General features: G+C 39.8%; 14 protein-coding genes and 1 tRNA gene. 8 read left to right on the top strand and 7 right to left on the bottom strand.

The window, feature by feature from the left end; all coding sequences use genetic code 11:
- Positions 1–429: 429 nt before the first annotated feature.
- The 4 genes from ABTV71_RS14790 to ABTV71_RS14775 form a co-directional block, all read right to left on the bottom strand.
- Complete coding sequence (locus ABTV71_RS14790) at positions 430–990, bottom strand: dihydrofolate reductase family protein (protein ID WP_433900054.1); 561 nt, start codon at positions 988–990, stop codon at positions 430–432.
- A gap of 60 nt (positions 991–1,050) precedes the next feature.
- A complete protein-coding gene (locus ABTV71_RS14785; protein ID WP_121126082.1) occupies positions 1,051–1,635 on the bottom strand; it encodes a hypothetical protein in 585 nt (194 codons plus the stop codon).
- 292 nt (positions 1,636–1,927) lie between these two features.
- Complete coding sequence (locus ABTV71_RS14780) at positions 1,928–3,022, bottom strand: DNA alkylation repair protein (protein WP_433900053.1); 1,095 nt, start codon at positions 3,020–3,022, stop codon at positions 1,928–1,930.
- Between the two features lie 90 nt (positions 3,023–3,112).
- Complete coding sequence (locus ABTV71_RS14775; protein WP_433900052.1) at positions 3,113–3,508, bottom strand: VOC family protein; 396 nt, start codon at positions 3,506–3,508, stop codon at positions 3,113–3,115.
- A gap of 295 nt (positions 3,509–3,803) precedes the next feature.
- Here ABTV71_RS14775 and ABTV71_RS14770 point away from each other — a divergent pair, with 295 nt between their 5' ends.
- The 3 genes from ABTV71_RS14770 (at position 3,804) to ABTV71_RS14760 (ending at position 7,795) form a co-directional block, all read left to right on the top strand.
- Positions 3,804–6,221, top strand: coding sequence for a heavy metal translocating P-type ATPase (locus tag ABTV71_RS14770; RefSeq protein WP_433900051.1), 2,418 nt, complete (start codon positions 3,804–3,806; stop codon positions 6,219–6,221).
- 36 nt (positions 6,222–6,257) lie between these two features.
- On the top strand, positions 6,258–6,479 hold the full coding sequence (locus ABTV71_RS14765; RefSeq protein WP_121126079.1) for a cation transporter: 222 nt from the start codon (positions 6,258–6,260) through the stop codon (positions 6,477–6,479).
- 752 nt (positions 6,480–7,231) lie between these two features.
- Positions 7,232–7,795, top strand: coding sequence for a TlpA family protein disulfide reductase (locus ABTV71_RS14760; protein WP_433900050.1), 564 nt, complete (start codon positions 7,232–7,234; stop codon positions 7,793–7,795).
- Between the two features lie 88 nt (positions 7,796–7,883).
- On the opposite strand, the gene ABTV71_RS14755 is transcribed toward ABTV71_RS14760, so the two are convergent.
- A complete protein-coding gene (locus ABTV71_RS14755) occupies positions 7,884–8,579 on the bottom strand; it encodes an alpha/beta fold hydrolase (protein WP_433900049.1) in 696 nt (231 codons plus the stop codon).
- Between the two features lie 609 nt (positions 8,580–9,188).
- On the opposite strand from ABTV71_RS14755, the gene ABTV71_RS14750 reads away from it, so the two are divergent.
- Positions 9,189–9,776 (top strand): outer membrane beta-barrel protein, encoded by a 588-nt coding sequence (locus tag ABTV71_RS14750; protein WP_433900048.1) that lies wholly within the window; start codon positions 9,189–9,191, stop codon positions 9,774–9,776.
- Between the two features lie 131 nt (positions 9,777–9,907).
- Here ABTV71_RS14750 and ABTV71_RS14745 read toward each other — a convergent pair whose 3' ends face one another.
- The gene (locus ABTV71_RS14745; RefSeq protein WP_433900047.1) at positions 9,908–10,939 is read right to left on the bottom strand and encodes a Gfo/Idh/MocA family oxidoreductase; all 1,032 of its coding nucleotides are present in this window, start codon (positions 10,937–10,939) and stop codon (positions 9,908–9,910) included.
- A gap of 407 nt (positions 10,940–11,346) precedes the next feature.
- On the opposite strand from ABTV71_RS14745, the gene ABTV71_RS14740 reads away from it, so the two are divergent.
- The 4 genes from ABTV71_RS14740 (at position 11,347) to ABTV71_RS14725 (ending at position 15,258) form a co-directional block, all read left to right on the top strand.
- Positions 11,347–12,636: a sugar porter family MFS transporter gene (locus tag ABTV71_RS14740; RefSeq protein WP_433900046.1), complete on the top strand. Its 1,290-nt coding sequence runs from the start codon at positions 11,347–11,349 to the stop codon at positions 12,634–12,636.
- A gap of 5 nt (positions 12,637–12,641) precedes the next feature.
- A complete protein-coding gene (locus ABTV71_RS14735; RefSeq protein ID WP_433900045.1) occupies positions 12,642–13,781 on the top strand; it encodes a glycoside hydrolase family 130 protein in 1,140 nt (379 codons plus the stop codon).
- 147 nt (positions 13,782–13,928) lie between these two features.
- Positions 13,929–14,282 (top strand): ISAon1 family transposase N-terminal region protein, encoded by a 354-nt coding sequence (locus tag ABTV71_RS14730; RefSeq protein ID WP_433900039.1) that lies wholly within the window; start codon positions 13,929–13,931, stop codon positions 14,280–14,282.
- Complete coding sequence (locus ABTV71_RS14725) at positions 14,275–15,258, top strand: ISAon1 family transposase (RefSeq protein WP_433900038.1); 984 nt, start codon at positions 14,275–14,277, stop codon at positions 15,256–15,258. Before ABTV71_RS14730 ends, ABTV71_RS14725 begins: the two co-directional genes overlap by 8 nt.
- A 115-nt stretch (positions 15,259–15,373) precedes the next feature.
- On the opposite strand, the gene ABTV71_RS14720 is transcribed toward ABTV71_RS14725, so the two are convergent.
- Positions 15,374–15,447 (bottom strand) — tRNA-His (locus tag ABTV71_RS14720).
- Positions 15,448–15,489: the final 42 nt, after the last annotated feature.

The raw sequence follows: 15,489 nt of genomic DNA, 5'->3' as shown, positions 1-15,489 counted from the left end.
GGGTGTTCTTCTCATGATCTTTTTTTTATTTATTACTTATAAATTTTAGTTGACAAAAGTCATGCCCTGTTATAAAAGTGAGTATCTCGGTAGCCAAAACTGTAGCTTGAAGACTACAAACACTTGGGATAGTTAAGTCTTGTAAAAAATCAGATTGCCGCTTAGGAAACCTGTTACTATAGCCATGGATCTACTTATAGTAAAAATACCCTGCTCAATTTGAAACCTTTAAACTTTTTTGCAAGAGAATAGTGTGAAATTGAAATTGCTCCAAAGATGAGCTTATCAACGCTTACGACAATACAATTGTACGCAGCGCTAATTATTTTAAATCTTCTGAATAAAAATTAAAGAAACTGAAGGAATACGATAGCGCCATGCTTTTAGTTTCCGATCATGGTGCATCATAAGCCAAAAATCACCTAACGCTCAGTTTTGTTCACGGTTTTCTGGTTTATAATAAATGAGCAATGCCCCGCCATTAAAAGTTTTTGTTTTCAGGTGCTTGAGCACTATCTGCCGGTTTAGGTTCATAAACAGCGGTAAACCGCCTCCAACTATAACAGGATGGATACAAATTTGATATTCATCTATCAGATCGCAATTTGTTAATGCCACGATTAAACTTGGGCTACCTACCAAAATATCCTTACCAGATTGTTGTTTTAACGCAATAACTTCATCCAATATATTTCGGTGCGCTAATCTAGCGCTACTCCAATCCAAGTTATTAAGAGTTCTCGAAAACACGATTTTTGATATTCTGTCCATAGCATGGGCAAATTCATCCATGGATCTGTTACCACTGGACTTTGTTAAAAATGGACGCCAATACTCCATAAGCTGATAGGTTATCCGGCCATATAGTATGGTGTCGGCCCCGAACAATAAGTTTGTATAGTGCGAATGAATTTCATCATCCGCAACCACCGAATTATGGTCACAAAAACCATCCAAGCTCATATTAATTGCCGCAATTACTTTTCTCATATCTTGCTTATATCAGCGTGCAACTTAAATTTACGAAAAAAAAAAGCGAAACAGCGTATACTATTCGTCGGTAATTGTAAGATTACCAACTACTTCAAATGTTGCCACATGGTAATCATCAGCAAAAAACAAGCCATTAATATAATGCTGGATTGGATAGAAGAGGTCTAGCGGAATGCCCTTATAGAAAGTTTTGAAGTCATTTGGGATAGAATAAGAATGACTGTACTTTCCTTTTCCAAGACTAATACCGCCAATTTTTTTCAGGTAACCCGTAATTCTGTGTTTATAGGAATTTGAGAACTTTTCACTTGTTTCCACAAAATAATCCTCAATATAAAAGTTTCTGATATCTTTTAGTTTGATCGGAGATGTTTTATCAGGTTTTATCCGACGAGAATAGGATACATCCGTTAAAATACAGCTCGCTTTCTGAACTGTAGAAACATCGATAAAATATTCTCCGTCAACCAGTAGATGTTTACTATCCTTATAGATTCCTAGGATCATCTCATTGATTTCCCTATCGGAATAGTCCATTATATTTGAAGATCTCCCAAACTTTTCGAATTGCAGTCCGCTATCTTTAACATTTTTCCTAATTTTATTTAGCTCATATTGCTGAAAAGTTCTTATTTTTTCCATTTTTGTTGCTCATTATATTTGGCACGTTAAAGATAATTTTAAAACTTCGCTTTCAGTCTCTTTATCAGGATCTAATTGCAATTTGAATCGAATCTAATTTAACACTAAGATAATTTTTAGTGAACATTCCCTCAGCCACTATTCCTTACCAGCGTATAATGACCTTGTTAATCGGAAGACCATTCATCATAATTCCCTTAATAATAATAGAAATACTTGATCATTTTCATATAGGTTTCGATACTGACGCATTCATTCGTACCATACATACTCTACTGCTCCTGATGAAAACTTATATCAGTTCAAAATCCGTCATCAATGTTTCCTGTCCATTGACAATAATGGAAATTTTGTGTCTACCCGTGTAAAATTTTCGTGTGGTAATCACTTTAAATGATTGTTTTCGTAAGATCCGATTGATTTCAGATCCCTGGTAGATCCGCTCACTAATTTTGAATACTTTGCGTGATAATAAGCCATTTGATTTTTGATAATACAGTCCATACTCCAGCCGGAGTGCTTTGGGGTGCGGCCGAGTATTTTCAACCTGAAAAGAGAAACTGACCTGCCCACCAATTTTTACGACCGGAGTTTCAATGTATAAATCGGTGATATTGAAATCTGCACCATCCAAACCATAATAGTGCAGAATATCGGGATGCCCTCGCTTGAGCAATGTACGGCTAGCATGTTTGATAATTGCGTCTGTATCTCTACTAATCCCTTTCCAATGCCGGGCTATATCCAATAAAATAACCGGGTGGTCTTTCGAGATATCATTTAAATTATTGGCGACACTTTTTCTTACGCTTTCAGAAACATCATTTTTTAACAAGTTCAGAATGGGTAAAATTGGCGTCGGATCTTGCTTCAAAAAGGGGATAGCCATTGCCCAGGGCAATCGTGGTCGAATACCCTCACTTGCCAAACGACGAACCGCAGCATGCGGACTTTCAGCCCATTTTTCCATAACAGCGATCATCCGCTCTTTGTATTTGATGATAAAGGGACGAACCGCAAATTCACAGGTTATGAAGGTGGTAACTAATTCAAATGACTGTACCGCCAATTCAAAATGGTCAATACCGTAAGTTTCAATATAGTCGGGAAAAATAATATATTCGAGACCACCAGAATAGCCCGCTGCAATGGCATTTTTAACAACCTGATTGATCAATTCAACTGCTTCTTCAAAATCGGGTGGCATAAATTCATGTAGGGTCTGTGTGCTGTGTTTTGTCCGTTCCTTCCACTCCAAATCATTAAAATTAGTGCTAAAAATTCGCTTGATAAATTGCTTGCCATCGAAATCAGGTTTTACGACGTTAAACTGATCTGCTAGTTGTTGGTAGAAGCTGGTGGAATAGACATCCTTGATAAGACTCATAAATACGCGCTATATAGTTTATATACATTTTCTTGATCGGGAAATAACCAAAAAGAAAATAACATCAGGGCATGGAGTGAACGATAAAACCTAACTAAATTTTTGAATGGCCGCAGGACTTACCGGAGTGAAGAAGTTCAGCAGATTTCCATCAGGATCACAGAATAACAGTGAACGGTTTCCCCAAGGCATCGTGGTAGGCTTTTGAATGATTTTTTCCGTGATATCTTTTATCCGTAAATACTCTTCATCCACATCACCTACCCTAAATTCCATGATGATAGCTGATTTATCACTATGAATTGGCAAGTCATCGCCAAATAACTGTAATGTTTGCGTACTGCCAATAGCCAGTGTAAAGGCATTTATGGACAATTCCGCAAAATCTGCTGTAAACCAATGGGCATCAACTGCTAAAGCCTTTTCGTAAAATGCTACAGACCTCCTGATATCACTTGTAATAATTCTATTGGATTGAAATTTCATTGTATTAAATTTTTTATTGCTGGACAAAGTTAGATCATGGGACTGACAGCTGACTGTCAACATAAAAAGATTATGATTTAATCTCATTCTTCCTTACAACTTGTATGACGCGCAGCAAAAGTAGTGCAAGTATTTTCAATCCCTTAACTGTCAAGGATTTTGAAGTTTTCTCTGCAATATTTCTCCAAATTTTCCGGTCAAACAGGCCATAATTTTACAAATCAATCCCATAATTCCATAAAGATTTCCGAGCAGTTTGTGCGCACATTTGTATGGTAAGATTAAACATACAGATATGGCTACAAATAATTATAAAGAGACAATTTACATTCCATTGGAAGATGTCGAAAGCGAACATTGCGCATTAATTGTTGAGAAAGAACTGGCCCTGATAAAAGGGATTGAGAGCCACAACGTAGAATTAAATAATCGTAGGGCAGCTATTACTGTCAAGGGCAACGAAGTTGTTGCTGCTGCTGTAAAGGCTGTCAAAGACCTTGGTTACGGCGTATCTACGATAACAAAAACTTTTCCTGTATTGGGAATGACCTGTGCTTCCTGTGCAAGTAGCGCCGAGAGTATGGTTAAATACGAACAGGGGGTAGTTAATGCTTCCGTAAATTTTGCCACCGGAAACTTGACTGTCGAATATCTTCCAAATATAACTGATGCTACGAAAATCCAGAAAGCTGTTCAAGCCGGCGGCTATGATTTATTGGTAGAAGACGAAGCTACACAACAAGAAACCGTGGAGTCAATTCACGCTGCAAAATTTAGAACACTCAAAACCAAAACAATGTGGGCTGTCATCCTGTCCCTACCAGTGGTGGCAATTGGCATGTTCTTTATGGATATGCCTTATGCGAACCCGATTATGTGGTTCTTTGCGACACCTGTCGTACTCTGGTTGGGAAAAGACTTTTTTATCAATGCATGGAAACAAGCAAAACATGGTTCAGCCAATATGGATACCCTAGTCGCGTTAAGTACTGGGATTGCTTATATATTTAGTGTTTTCAATATGCTGTTTGCCAACTTTTGGCACCAACGCGGCTTGCATGCACATGTGTATTTTGAAGCTGCCGCTGTGGTAATTGCTTTTATTTTGCTCGGGAAATTGCTCGAAGAGAAAGCCAAAGGCAATACCTCATCAGCCATAAAAAAGCTGATGGGCTTGCAGCCCAAGACAGTGATGGTAATACAAGCAGACGGATCTGAAAGACAGGTTGCTATAGCAGCGGTCAATGTTGGCGATATCATTCAGGTAAAACCTGGTGAAAAAATTGCCGTTGACGGGACGGTCATATCGGGCGATTCCTACGTGGATGAAAGCATGTTGAGCGGTGAACCTGTACCTGTTCTGAAAAAAGAAAATGAAAAAGTTTTTGCCGGTACGATCAATCAAAAAGGCAGCTTCCAGTTTAGCGCTGTAAAAGTGGGTAAGGAGACCATGCTAGCTCAGATCATCAAAATGGTTCAGGACGCGCAGGGAAGTAAAGCTCCCGTACAAAAAATGGTTGATAAAATCGCTGGTGTATTTGTTCCGATCGTCATTGGCATTGCACTGTTCACCTTTGCTATGTGGCTTACTTTGGGCGGTAACAACGGCCTGGTACAAGGTTTATTGGCCGCGGTTACCGTATTAGTTATCGCCTGTCCCTGTGCCCTTGGCCTAGCAACACCTACCGCAATCATGGTTGGCGTAGGTAAAGGGGCAGAGCATGGTATCTTGATAAAAGATGCGGAAAGCCTTGAGCTTGCCAAACGCGTCAATGCGATCGTATTGGATAAAACCGGAACAATAACGGAGGGAAGACCACGGGTAACAGGTATCCAATGGTTAAACGATGATGATGCCACAAACGGTATCTTATTGAATATTGAGAAACAGTCAGAGCATCCGCTGGCGGAGGCAGTAGTCAATCATTTGGAAGGTGTAAGCGTCACGCCGATAGCTGCATTCGATAGCATAACAGGCAAAGGAGCAAAAGCTAACTATGGACCGGAAACTTATTATGTAGGAAATAAGAAACTTCTGATGGAAAATGGAATCAGCGTCGCGGCAGGATTGCAGCGTCAGGCAGACCAATGGAGTGGAGAGTCCAAAACTGTTATCTGGTTCGCGAATAGTACAAATACACTTGCGGTAATTGCAATTTCCGATAAAATCAAAGAAACCTCCGTATTGGCCATTCAAGAAATGCAGGCCATGGGTATTGAACTTTATATGTTGACGGGTGATAATGAATCTACCGCTAAAGCGATTGCCGAACAAACCGGTATTAAACACTACAAAGCGGAAGTTATGCCACAACACAAAGCTGACTTTGTAAAAGAACTTCGACAACAAGGGAAAGTGGTGGCCATGGTCGGCGACGGTATCAATGACAGCACGGCGCTGGCAACAGCTGACGTCAGTATAGCGATGGGTAAAGGAAGTGATATTGCTATGGATGTGGCAAAAATGACCATCATCTCCTCGGATCTAACTAAAATACCACAGGCTATCCGACTGTCAAAACAAACGGTGACCACGATTAAACAAAATTTATTCTGGGCTTTTATTTACAATGTGATCGGTATCCCGCTCGCAGCAGGCATACTCTTTCCGATCAATGGCTTCCTTTTAAATCCTATGATCGCCGGAGCGGCAATGGCCTTGAGCAGTGTTAGTGTAGTGAGCAATAGCTTACGTTTAAAATGGAAAAAATAGATAGAAATAGAATTAATAATATCAAAATTAAATAACATGGAAAGCAAAAATATTCAATTCAAAACAAACCTCAACTGTGGAGGCTGTGTAGCCAAAGTTAGTGCTGATCTGGACAATGCCGAAGGGATCTGCGAATGGAATGTCGACACATCGAACAGTGATAAAATTCTCACTGTGAAATCAAACGGCATATCCGAAGAAGAAGTTATCGAGATTATCAAAAAGAAAGGCTTTATTGCAGAATCACATTCTGCATAATTAACTGCAATCATCAGGGAAAAGTCGCCGTTTATAGCGGATGGCTTTTCTTTTTTTTACTAAATGAGGTAGTTTTTTAAGTCTATAGTTGGTATCGTGGTCAGGAAGTCTGCTCTATAGCAATCATTTTGAATGTTATAGAAACCACTGTAAAATAAATAAAATAGCTTAAGTCACTTGTGTGCTTGCACAATTAAGCTTATTTTAGCCATTGATGGGCTATATTAAATCTAACATTTTCAAAAAATACGGACAATACCTGATCACTTTACTTATGTTGGTCATCGTATCGTTCACATCCTGCCCAATTAGGAGTGGGATCAAACGTCTCATCGAGCTACCGATAAATACCGTCCAAGGAAGGCTAACGCAACCCGTAGCCCCAATCGAAAATGGATCTGAACGATGCAGTGAGTCGATAGAGAACAGAAATACACGAATCGTCTTTGCTCGAGGGAGGCTTCTTTTACCTCGGAATGTATGTACGGATATATTATTTTATGCATTTAGCACACATGGACACCTGAAAATCAATTCAATACAGTATTCGAATCAGAGTACCACACGCACCTTACTTATCTTTCTCCAATACCAGACATTGCGCATTTAGGATTATCTTTATTTCACAAGTTTGAGTCTTATCAACAGAACGGCAGCAGCTGTATTCACATTTTTATACCACTGAAAGTTAGCAAGGTAAAAAAATTGAGGCAATAAATTTCGAATATAAACTATAGTAACTTACAAATACAATGATGAATATTAGATTTAACAGTATAACCATGCGTATTGGGCTTTTTATTATCGCGGCAACTGTTTTAACTGCCTGCGGAAATCCAACACCGAGTAACAAACCCGAAAAAGAAAAAGAGCAGCCTATCCAGGAGATACAGCACCCAAAAGTAGCGGACGTATCTTTTAAAGATAAGTCGGGAAATGTCGTATCGTTGAGTGCATTAAAAGGCAAAGTTGTGTTTATCAACTTCTGGGCTACTTGGTGTCCTCCGTGTATACATGAGATGCCGTCCATAAATACCTTAAGACAAATATTCAAGGATAATAAAAATATTGAATTCCTGATGGTGGATGTAGATAATGATATCGATCAATCAGCAGGATTTATGGAAAAGAACAATTATGACTTACCTTTATTCACTCCCGCAGGAGAAATCCCACCCGAATTTTTAGGCGGATCAATTCCTACGACAGTAATTCTGGACAAAAATGGACAGATAATCGAACGCTTAGAGGGGAGTAGAGACTATGCTGCTCCGGAGATCGTAAAAGCATTGACGGAACTTACAAAGGCAAATTAATACACGAACAAATAGTTAAAGTAAAATGTCGTAAGAGAGAGCTAAATGGATTTTAATCTATTTAGCTCTTTTATAATACGATAAGATTTTAAGAAACTGCACTTACAGCCTCCTTGATCAATGCTGTAATTTCATTTGGATGAGTAGCCAGGGAAGCATGACTAGTTGCTAAATGAATGATTTTTTTTGCGTTGATCCGCTCAGCCATTTCTATTTGTGTTGCCGGTGGTATCATATGATCATTATCTGATACTTGGTACCAGCTTGGTTTTGTTTTCCACGCCGGTTCATCCGCCTCCGCGACGAAAATACTGCCATGAGTTGGCTTTTGAGCTAAAGACATCACAATTGCATCTTTTTCGTTTAAATCATGGGCAAAGCTTTCGTGGAATTTATCGTGCTTGATCCAAAGAAATCCTTTTGCATCAGGAACAATACTTGATGCGCCAGAAGGTTTCTCTCTGCGACTGAATATCCCGCTTAAACTTTCGCCCTTATCAGGAGCAAAGGCGGCAATAAACACTAAACCCGCAACTTTTTCATGATGCCCTGCTGCCGATATGACTGCTCCGCCGTAAGAATGCCCAACCAACACAACTTTACCCATCTGTAAATCAATTAAATCCTTCGTTTTCTGAATATCATCTTCCGCTGATGTCAATGGATTTTGTACGCTTCGGACAGCATATCCTTCTGCATGAAGGTTTTCAATAACATGTCGCCAATGGGACCCGTCTCCCCAAGCTCCGTGGACTAAAATAATTGTTACATTTTGATTTCCCATATTCGTTGAAGTTTATAAACAAATATATGTTTAAGTTGCTATTGAACATATTAACTTAAGTTAACCTTTTAAAACCGGTAGACCGATTCCACTCAACCATGCCAGTTTGACCTTGATATAGCTGTCAATATGTTTTTTGAGCAACCAATTGAAATATCTGCCCGTTTTCGGCGAGCAAAATAATTTTATATTAAATTTATTGAAAACTTTTTACAATATGTCACAACATGAATCATATGCTTGCTTTGACATTGACAATAAAAGTTACCTTATTGCTATCACAACAGCCCAAACCCTGGACTTAATTTATCTTGGGTGGGATCATTATCTGGAAAGAAAGCTCTTTTCGAATCGTGATGAAGAAGAGCTGGGAGACCGAAGCCTAATGCAAATTAGCATGTTCGTATATAAAACAATGCCGTTCGTATAATTTTGTCTATCTGTATTTATTTTTCTTTTAGCTTTATCGTAAATAACAGCTTCCTTATTAAAAAATAGTTTTTTGTAAGCATTCTCCGTTTGTTGATTGCGGATTTGGCGGTATGTCAGCAGATATTCCGTTGTGTTGAAAGAATTATCAGGAGGAACTCAAATAGTAAATGACATTGTATGCCAAGCAATAAAAGGAAGAAAATTGTATTTGCCGTAACAGTAATTTTTGGACTGCTGTCCACCCACAAAGCTTTAGCACAATTTGGAATGGGCATCCGGGCAGGGGGCAATCTATCAAGTACAGATGGCTCAGCCTTCCGCTCAAATAAGAAAGTCGGTTTTCAGATCGGAGGGGATCTTACCTATCATTTCAATAAAAACATTGCTTTACAAGCTGAACCGGTCTATAACTTGATACGGATCCAAAATAATGATCAGACAGCACAGCGTGAACACGGTATTGGAGCCGGCACCAGAAAGCTAGCCTATATGAGTGTACCACTCTATTTGAAACTAAACTTTACCCATACTATTGCAATTATGGGTGGTCTCGACTTTAATTTTCTACTCAATGATGATCGCTATAAATTGAACAATGGAGACAATGCATTCCGTAGTAGACCAAGAACAGGTTACAGTTTAGGGGCGGAATTGGGCGGAGTTTATTTTCGGTATCGAAAATTTAATAGGACAAATAATATTATTGACAATTGGATTGCTGATATTGAACAATATCAACTGGGATTCAAATTTGAATTATTTTAAATGAATTTCGGTGCAAAACCTGATTGTGGAAGACTTTGCTGAAAAGTTGGTTTTTCATGCATAAAAATTGATATTGGCAATATTAACAGGAGAGACCATCCCGACGTAATCGGGATGGTTTTTTATATATCTTATCCTATGTTTTCCGCCGATAACATTTCGATCTGCCACCTAATGTGGTCAATTGTAATCGGATATTCAACATCATTAACAAGATTTTCATAGATAGCATTGAATAATAGATTATAATCTCCTTTATGTGGACGAGGATAAGATATATGCTTTTGATTTGAGCTATCGATGGTCACAAGTTTTCCTTCACTGCCGTCTGGCTCCACGCCATATATTGAATTGTCGGGAAGCATGCCATGTATTAATTGTTGTTCTTGTACATCTGCCATCGTTTTAATGAAGCTTCCCTTAGTACCGTGTAAAACAAAAGCAGGTAAAGGTTCGGCAACAGCAAGACTTCCCGTTAAAAATACATTCAAACCATCCGGATAACGCAAATGATAATGAAAGTAATCCGCGACTTTGGACCCCGGTCGATTGATTGAGGTTGTTTTACTGAATTTTAATGGTTTACCAAAAAGTGCGATAGCCTGATCTATTATATGAGGCCCTAAGTCGTATGTGAGACCGCTGGAGATGTATTGGTTATTTTCCTTGAAATATTTTTGACCCAATTCCAGTTTATAGCGGTCGAAGCGAAAAGACACTTCAGCCAGTTTGCCAAGATCACCGCTTTCGACGACTTTCTTTACGTCAAGGAAATGACTATCATAACGTCTGTTTTGATAAAAGAAAATCCGCTTCCCGCTTTTTTTGCTGACCTCAATAAGCTCATCGAATTGAGCAATATTTTCCACTGCCGGCTTCTCGATAAGAACATGTTTCCCTGCTTTTAATGCGTCTGTAGCGAACTCAAAATGGGTATGGTTTGGTGTATTTACAATCACAAGTTCTATTGTATCGTCTGCCAATAATTGAGCTACACTATCATAACTAATAATTTCCGGATAAAGTTCCTGCGCTGTTTTATTTGACCGCTCTACGACGGCGGTTAAGTTAAAATGTGGACTAATATGGATGAAAGGTGCGTGAAAGACACGCCCAGACATACCAAAACTTAAAATTCCTGTATTAATTTTTGTACTTGTCATTTATATGTAATCTTGTTGTAGCGATGTTGTCCGAAATTGAATATTCTCCGCATATTCATGATGTCTAACATAGGAAAGACCCTAACATAAATATAGAAATATCCCGCTTATTTTAATGAATTTCCTTCAATATTTTGATCGGATTTTTAAGAAAATAACATGTATATGATCCTTGCCAACCTTACTTTATCCAATTACATATGCACTGAAGAATACATTCAGAAGAAAGATTTTGATTTATTTTGGAATAACAAGTATATTTGGGTAATTGACAAAACCGGTTTTGCTTTTTTATCAAACCTATAACCAATTCGTTTGCGTCAACTAGCAAAATAAATTTGATGTGTATTGACTCCATGGAGGCGATAAAATTTCGGTTAAGAACGAATTAATGAACCAATTTCAATATGAAACCTGTTTGGAAATTTACTTTGATCGCTTCCTTGGGTGGCTTTTTATTTGGATTTGAAACTGCTGTCATCTCAGGTGCTGAGCAGATTATTCAAAAACTATGGCAACTCAGCCCAGCGCGACATGGTCTCACTGTTTCCGTCTCGTTAATAGGTACAATCCTGGGCGCCATTATTGCTGGTCAGCTCGCCAATCGATATGGTAGGAAGCCAATACTCTATGCTATTGCATTACTTTATCTATTATCCGCTATAGGATGTGCACTCGCATCTATGTGGGAAGTTTTTCTTTTATTCCGCTTTTTTGGTGGGCTTGCTGTCGGGATAAGTTCTGTTGTCGGTCCGGTATATACTTCCGAAATCGCACCGGCCAAGGATCGGGGAAAGCTGACCGGTACATTTCAGATTATGATCGTGACAGGGATTTTTACAGCCTATCTCACCAATTTTATTTTTTTAGGATTAGAGACTGATGCCTGGCGATATATGCTTGGTGTCATGGCACTGCCTGCATTGTTATTTGTCATACTTGTGCGAAGAATTCCGGAAAGTCCAAGATGGTTATTGCAGATGGGAGACCGAAGTAAGGCAAGTGAAAGCTATGCGCTGATAGGGGATCAGGAAATGATATGTGTGCCTATGACGGAGTCTGAGGATGTTCATCCACCCAGGCAAGTTAATCTCTTTCAAAAACGCTATGCTAAGCCCATCACCCTAGCTATTCTATTGGCTTTTTTCAATCAAATGACGGGTATAAACGCAATTCTTTATTATGCGCCGCGCATATTCGAAATGGCAGGATTTAGTGCAGAATTATCTTATCTCCAACCCATATTTATCGGTGGAACCAACTTGCTATTTACCTTGATGGGGATGAGCATTATCGATCGTTTCGGTCGTAAGAAATTATTGCTGACAGGAGCAGTAGGAATGTTTTTCTTTTTATTGTTGTCAGCCTATGGACTAAAGGGTGTCCACGCCGATTACCTCTTGTTTTTCATTATCGGTTTTATTGCTGCCTTTGCATTATCACAGGGAGCTGTTATTTGGGTGTTCTTGGCAGAGATCTTTCCGAATGAAGCGCGTGCGCAGGGTTCATCTTTGGGAAGTACTGCACATTGGCTTTTTGCCGCAATAATATCCTGGCTTTTTCCAATCATCGTGGAGGGGACAGTTTTGGGCGGATTTTATGCATTTCTTTTCTACGCCAGTATGGTTGTATTATCTTTTATCTTTATTCTTTTCATACCAGAAACTAAAGGCAGACCGCTGGAGGAAATAAAATAGGCATTATGAAGACATTTATTAGGTTTTATATTATTATCCAATCTGTTATTTTACAGGGATGCAATATACAGCATGGAAAAAACTGGATAATGGGTGGGTTTGAACGGCCTCCCGGCATTAACCCTGTTATTGCCCCGGATAGTAGCACCAGATTCTACGATCCCCTTAGCCAAACGACCGTCCGCTGGGAGGATAATGACACGTTTAATCCGGCGGCGGCTGTCATGGGCGATAGTGTTTATGTCATTTATCGCGCTGAAGATAAAACAGGAATAAAAATTGGGCATCGAACGTCCCGTCTTGGACTTGCGGCGAGCGGGGATGGATTGCATTTTGAGCGAAGCAAAACACCTATATTCTTTCCGGATGAGGATAGTCAACAGGCCAACGAATGGCCGGGGGGAACTGAAGATCCCCGGATTGCCCAGACAGCAGAGGGAACCTTTGTCATGTTCTACACGCAATGGAATCGTAAAGTTCCCCGATTAGGTGTAGCCACCTCCAACGATCTAAGAAACTGGACAAAGCATGGACCTATTTTCAAAAAATCAAACAAATTGCCTAATCTTGTTAACATGGCACATAAGTCCGCATCTATTCTCACAAAATTGGTAGGAGATAGGCAGGTTATTACTCAGATAAATGGTAAGTACTGGTTATATTGGGGCGAATACGGGGTGTATGGTGCTACATCAGACAATTTGATCGACTGGGAGCCCGTCGTGGATAAAAATGGAAAGTTGCAAGCATTTATTTCGCCACGTGAGGGTTATTTTGACAGCTCGCTCACCGAATGTGGACCACCCGCGATTTTGACTGCGAAAGGAATTCTACTGCTCTATAATGGCAAAAACCATGCAGACAAAGGGGATCCGAGATTCAATAAAAACACCTATTCAGCAGGGCAGGTGCTCTTTGACAAGAAAGATCCCACCAAAGTACTCGCTCGTCTAGCTACACCATTTCTACGTCCAATGGAAGCTTTTGAAAAGAGTGGCCAATATGTCGACGGCACTGTATTTATTGAGGGCTTGGTGTATTTTAAACAAAAATGGTTTCTGTATTACGGTTGTGCTGATTCACGTGTAGGTGTAGCAGTTTTTGATCCGCAAAAGCCGGCTGTACTAGATCCTTTACCTGATTGATAAAAAAATCACAGTTTTTGCTTTCTACTAAACATCTACCCCTAAAAAACTTTCCGTATGGTCCGGGATTAGCAAAGGCGGATCAATCAGAATTCTTGGGGGAATATCAAAAATTTGCTAATTTAGCATCTTTAATACAGATCTCCCTTGCAAGACGCCGAACGCAAATTACTATCACTATTGATGCCCGAAGGGCTTTTAGAATACTTTCAGATTTTAGAAGTCGATCAGGTTGGCAATCAACTCCACATTTATTTAGATGAGCTTAATATTGCTCCAACAGGCTATGAGAACAGCAAGTTGGAGTCAAAGGGTTTTATGCCATCCACAGAGATTTCAGATTTTCCCATTAGAGGTCAGAAAGTTACACTACATATCCGCCGCCGTCGCTGGACAGTCTTAGATACCGGACAGATTATCACAAGAGATTGGAACCTGGTGCGTGAAGGTGCTCGAATGACGACTGAATTCGGGCTTTTTTTAAAGAGGATATTTGGATAACTATCCTGTAAGTGCCCAATTGGTAGGATTATTCTTCCAGATGGACGGCAAGCAACTTCAGGATCAATACAAGAACCATCTCAGTGACTTCCATGATTGGGACCAAAAGCCACATGCAGAGCGATGGACTCTTTTCCCCGGGAACATCTCCGAACGCCTGAGCATCGATGAGACTAGTTTTAGCAACGGTGAATTATATACCATTGTTAGCAGTAAATCGGCAAAAGGGCGTAAAGGGACGATTCTGGCAACTATTAAGGGTACAAAGGCCGAGGATATCATGACTGTTCTTGAGCGAATACCTTTACGTTCAAGGAACAGGGTAAAGGAGGTGACCATGGATATGGCACCGAACATGGCTAAGGCAATCCGTAGATGTTTCAGGAATGCCAGGCGTGTGGTCGATCGGTTCCATGTCCAAAAGTTAGCATATGATGCAGTGCAGGAACTCCGTATCAAGTATCGCTGGGAAGTATTGGATGCCGAAAGTAAGAAGATAATGGAATCACGAAAGGGAGGAATCCCATATGAGCCCGAGTTGTTGCCTAATGGGGACACCCTCAAACAGTTACTGGCTAGATCCAGACACCTCTTGTTCAAGCATCCAAGCCGATGGTCCGAAAACCAGAAACACCGTGCTGAATTGTTGTTCATACGGTTTCCCAAACTAAAGCTGGCTTATGACCTGGGAATTTCCCTAGGTGACATATTCAATAAATGCAAGGACAAAAAGATAGCATTTACCAAACTGGGACTGTGGCATAATCAGGTTGAGAATGCGGGCATCACTTCATTTGAGAGCGTAGCAAGATCCATTGCAGCGCATCATCAACATATCCTACACTACTTCGACAACAGAAGTACCAATGCTTCAGCAGAGTCTTTCAATGCAAAGCTCAAAGCTTTCAGGAGTGTCTTTCGTGGCGTAAGGGATACCACATTCTTCCTATATAGAGTAATGAAATTGTATGCTTAAAAAATTGTACCCCCCAAACTTTCGGTATGATCCGCAAAGGCTAAATCAATCAGAATTCAGGGAAGAAAAATAGGGAAATGAAAAAAGGCAGATCAATATATTGATCTGCCTTTTGGGTAAGTAATCGGGCTCGAACCGACGACCCCTAGAACCACAATCTAGTGCTCTAACCAACTGAGCTATACCTACCGTGATTTTGATGATACAAAAGTACGATTAAACCCCATTCCC

The sequence above is a fragment of the Sphingobacterium puteale genome, assembly GCF_050986225.1.
GTDB classification, from domain to species: Bacteria; Bacteroidota; Bacteroidia; order Sphingobacteriales; family Sphingobacteriaceae; genus Sphingobacterium; species Sphingobacterium puteale.
Note: the sequence above shows the minus strand (reverse complement) of the source record. Positions and strands in the feature narration are given on the sequence as shown.

Excerpts from the sequence above, each read along its gene's own strand:
- ABTV71_RS14755 (WP_433900049.1), bottom strand. The coding sequence starts at position 8,579 with ATGGGAAATCAAAATGTAACAATTATTTTAGTCCACGGAGCTTGGGGA.
- ABTV71_RS14765 (WP_121126079.1), top strand. The coding sequence starts at position 6,258 with ATGGAAAGCAAAAATATTCAATTCAAAACAAACCTCAACTGTGGAGGC.
- ABTV71_RS14780 (WP_433900053.1), bottom strand. The coding sequence starts at position 3,022 with ATGAGTCTTATCAAGGATGTCTATTCCACCAGCTTCTACCAACAACTA.
- ABTV71_RS14735 (WP_433900045.1), top strand. The coding sequence starts at position 12,642 with ATGAAGACATTTATTAGGTTTTATATTATTATCCAATCTGTTATTTTA.
- ABTV71_RS14750 (WP_433900048.1), top strand. The coding sequence starts at position 9,189 with ATGCCAAGCAATAAAAGGAAGAAAATTGTATTTGCCGTAACAGTAATT.
- ABTV71_RS14740 (WP_433900046.1), top strand. The coding sequence starts at position 11,347 with ATGAAACCTGTTTGGAAATTTACTTTGATCGCTTCCTTGGGTGGCTTT.
- ABTV71_RS14760 (WP_433900050.1), top strand. The coding sequence starts at position 7,232 with ATGATGAATATTAGATTTAACAGTATAACCATGCGTATTGGGCTTTTT.
- ABTV71_RS14775 (WP_433900052.1), bottom strand. The coding sequence starts at position 3,508 with ATGAAATTTCAATCCAATAGAATTATTACAAGTGATATCAGGAGGTCT.
- ABTV71_RS14745 (WP_433900047.1), bottom strand. The coding sequence starts at position 10,939 with ATGACAAGTACAAAAATTAATACAGGAATTTTAAGTTTTGGTATGTCT.
- ABTV71_RS14790 (WP_433900054.1), bottom strand. The coding sequence starts at position 990 with ATGAGAAAAGTAATTGCGGCAATTAATATGAGCTTGGATGGTTTTTGT.
- ABTV71_RS14785 (WP_121126082.1), bottom strand. The coding sequence starts at position 1,635 with ATGGAAAAAATAAGAACTTTTCAGCAATATGAGCTAAATAAAATTAGG.
- ABTV71_RS14770 (WP_433900051.1), top strand. The coding sequence starts at position 3,804 with ATGGCTACAAATAATTATAAAGAGACAATTTACATTCCATTGGAAGAT.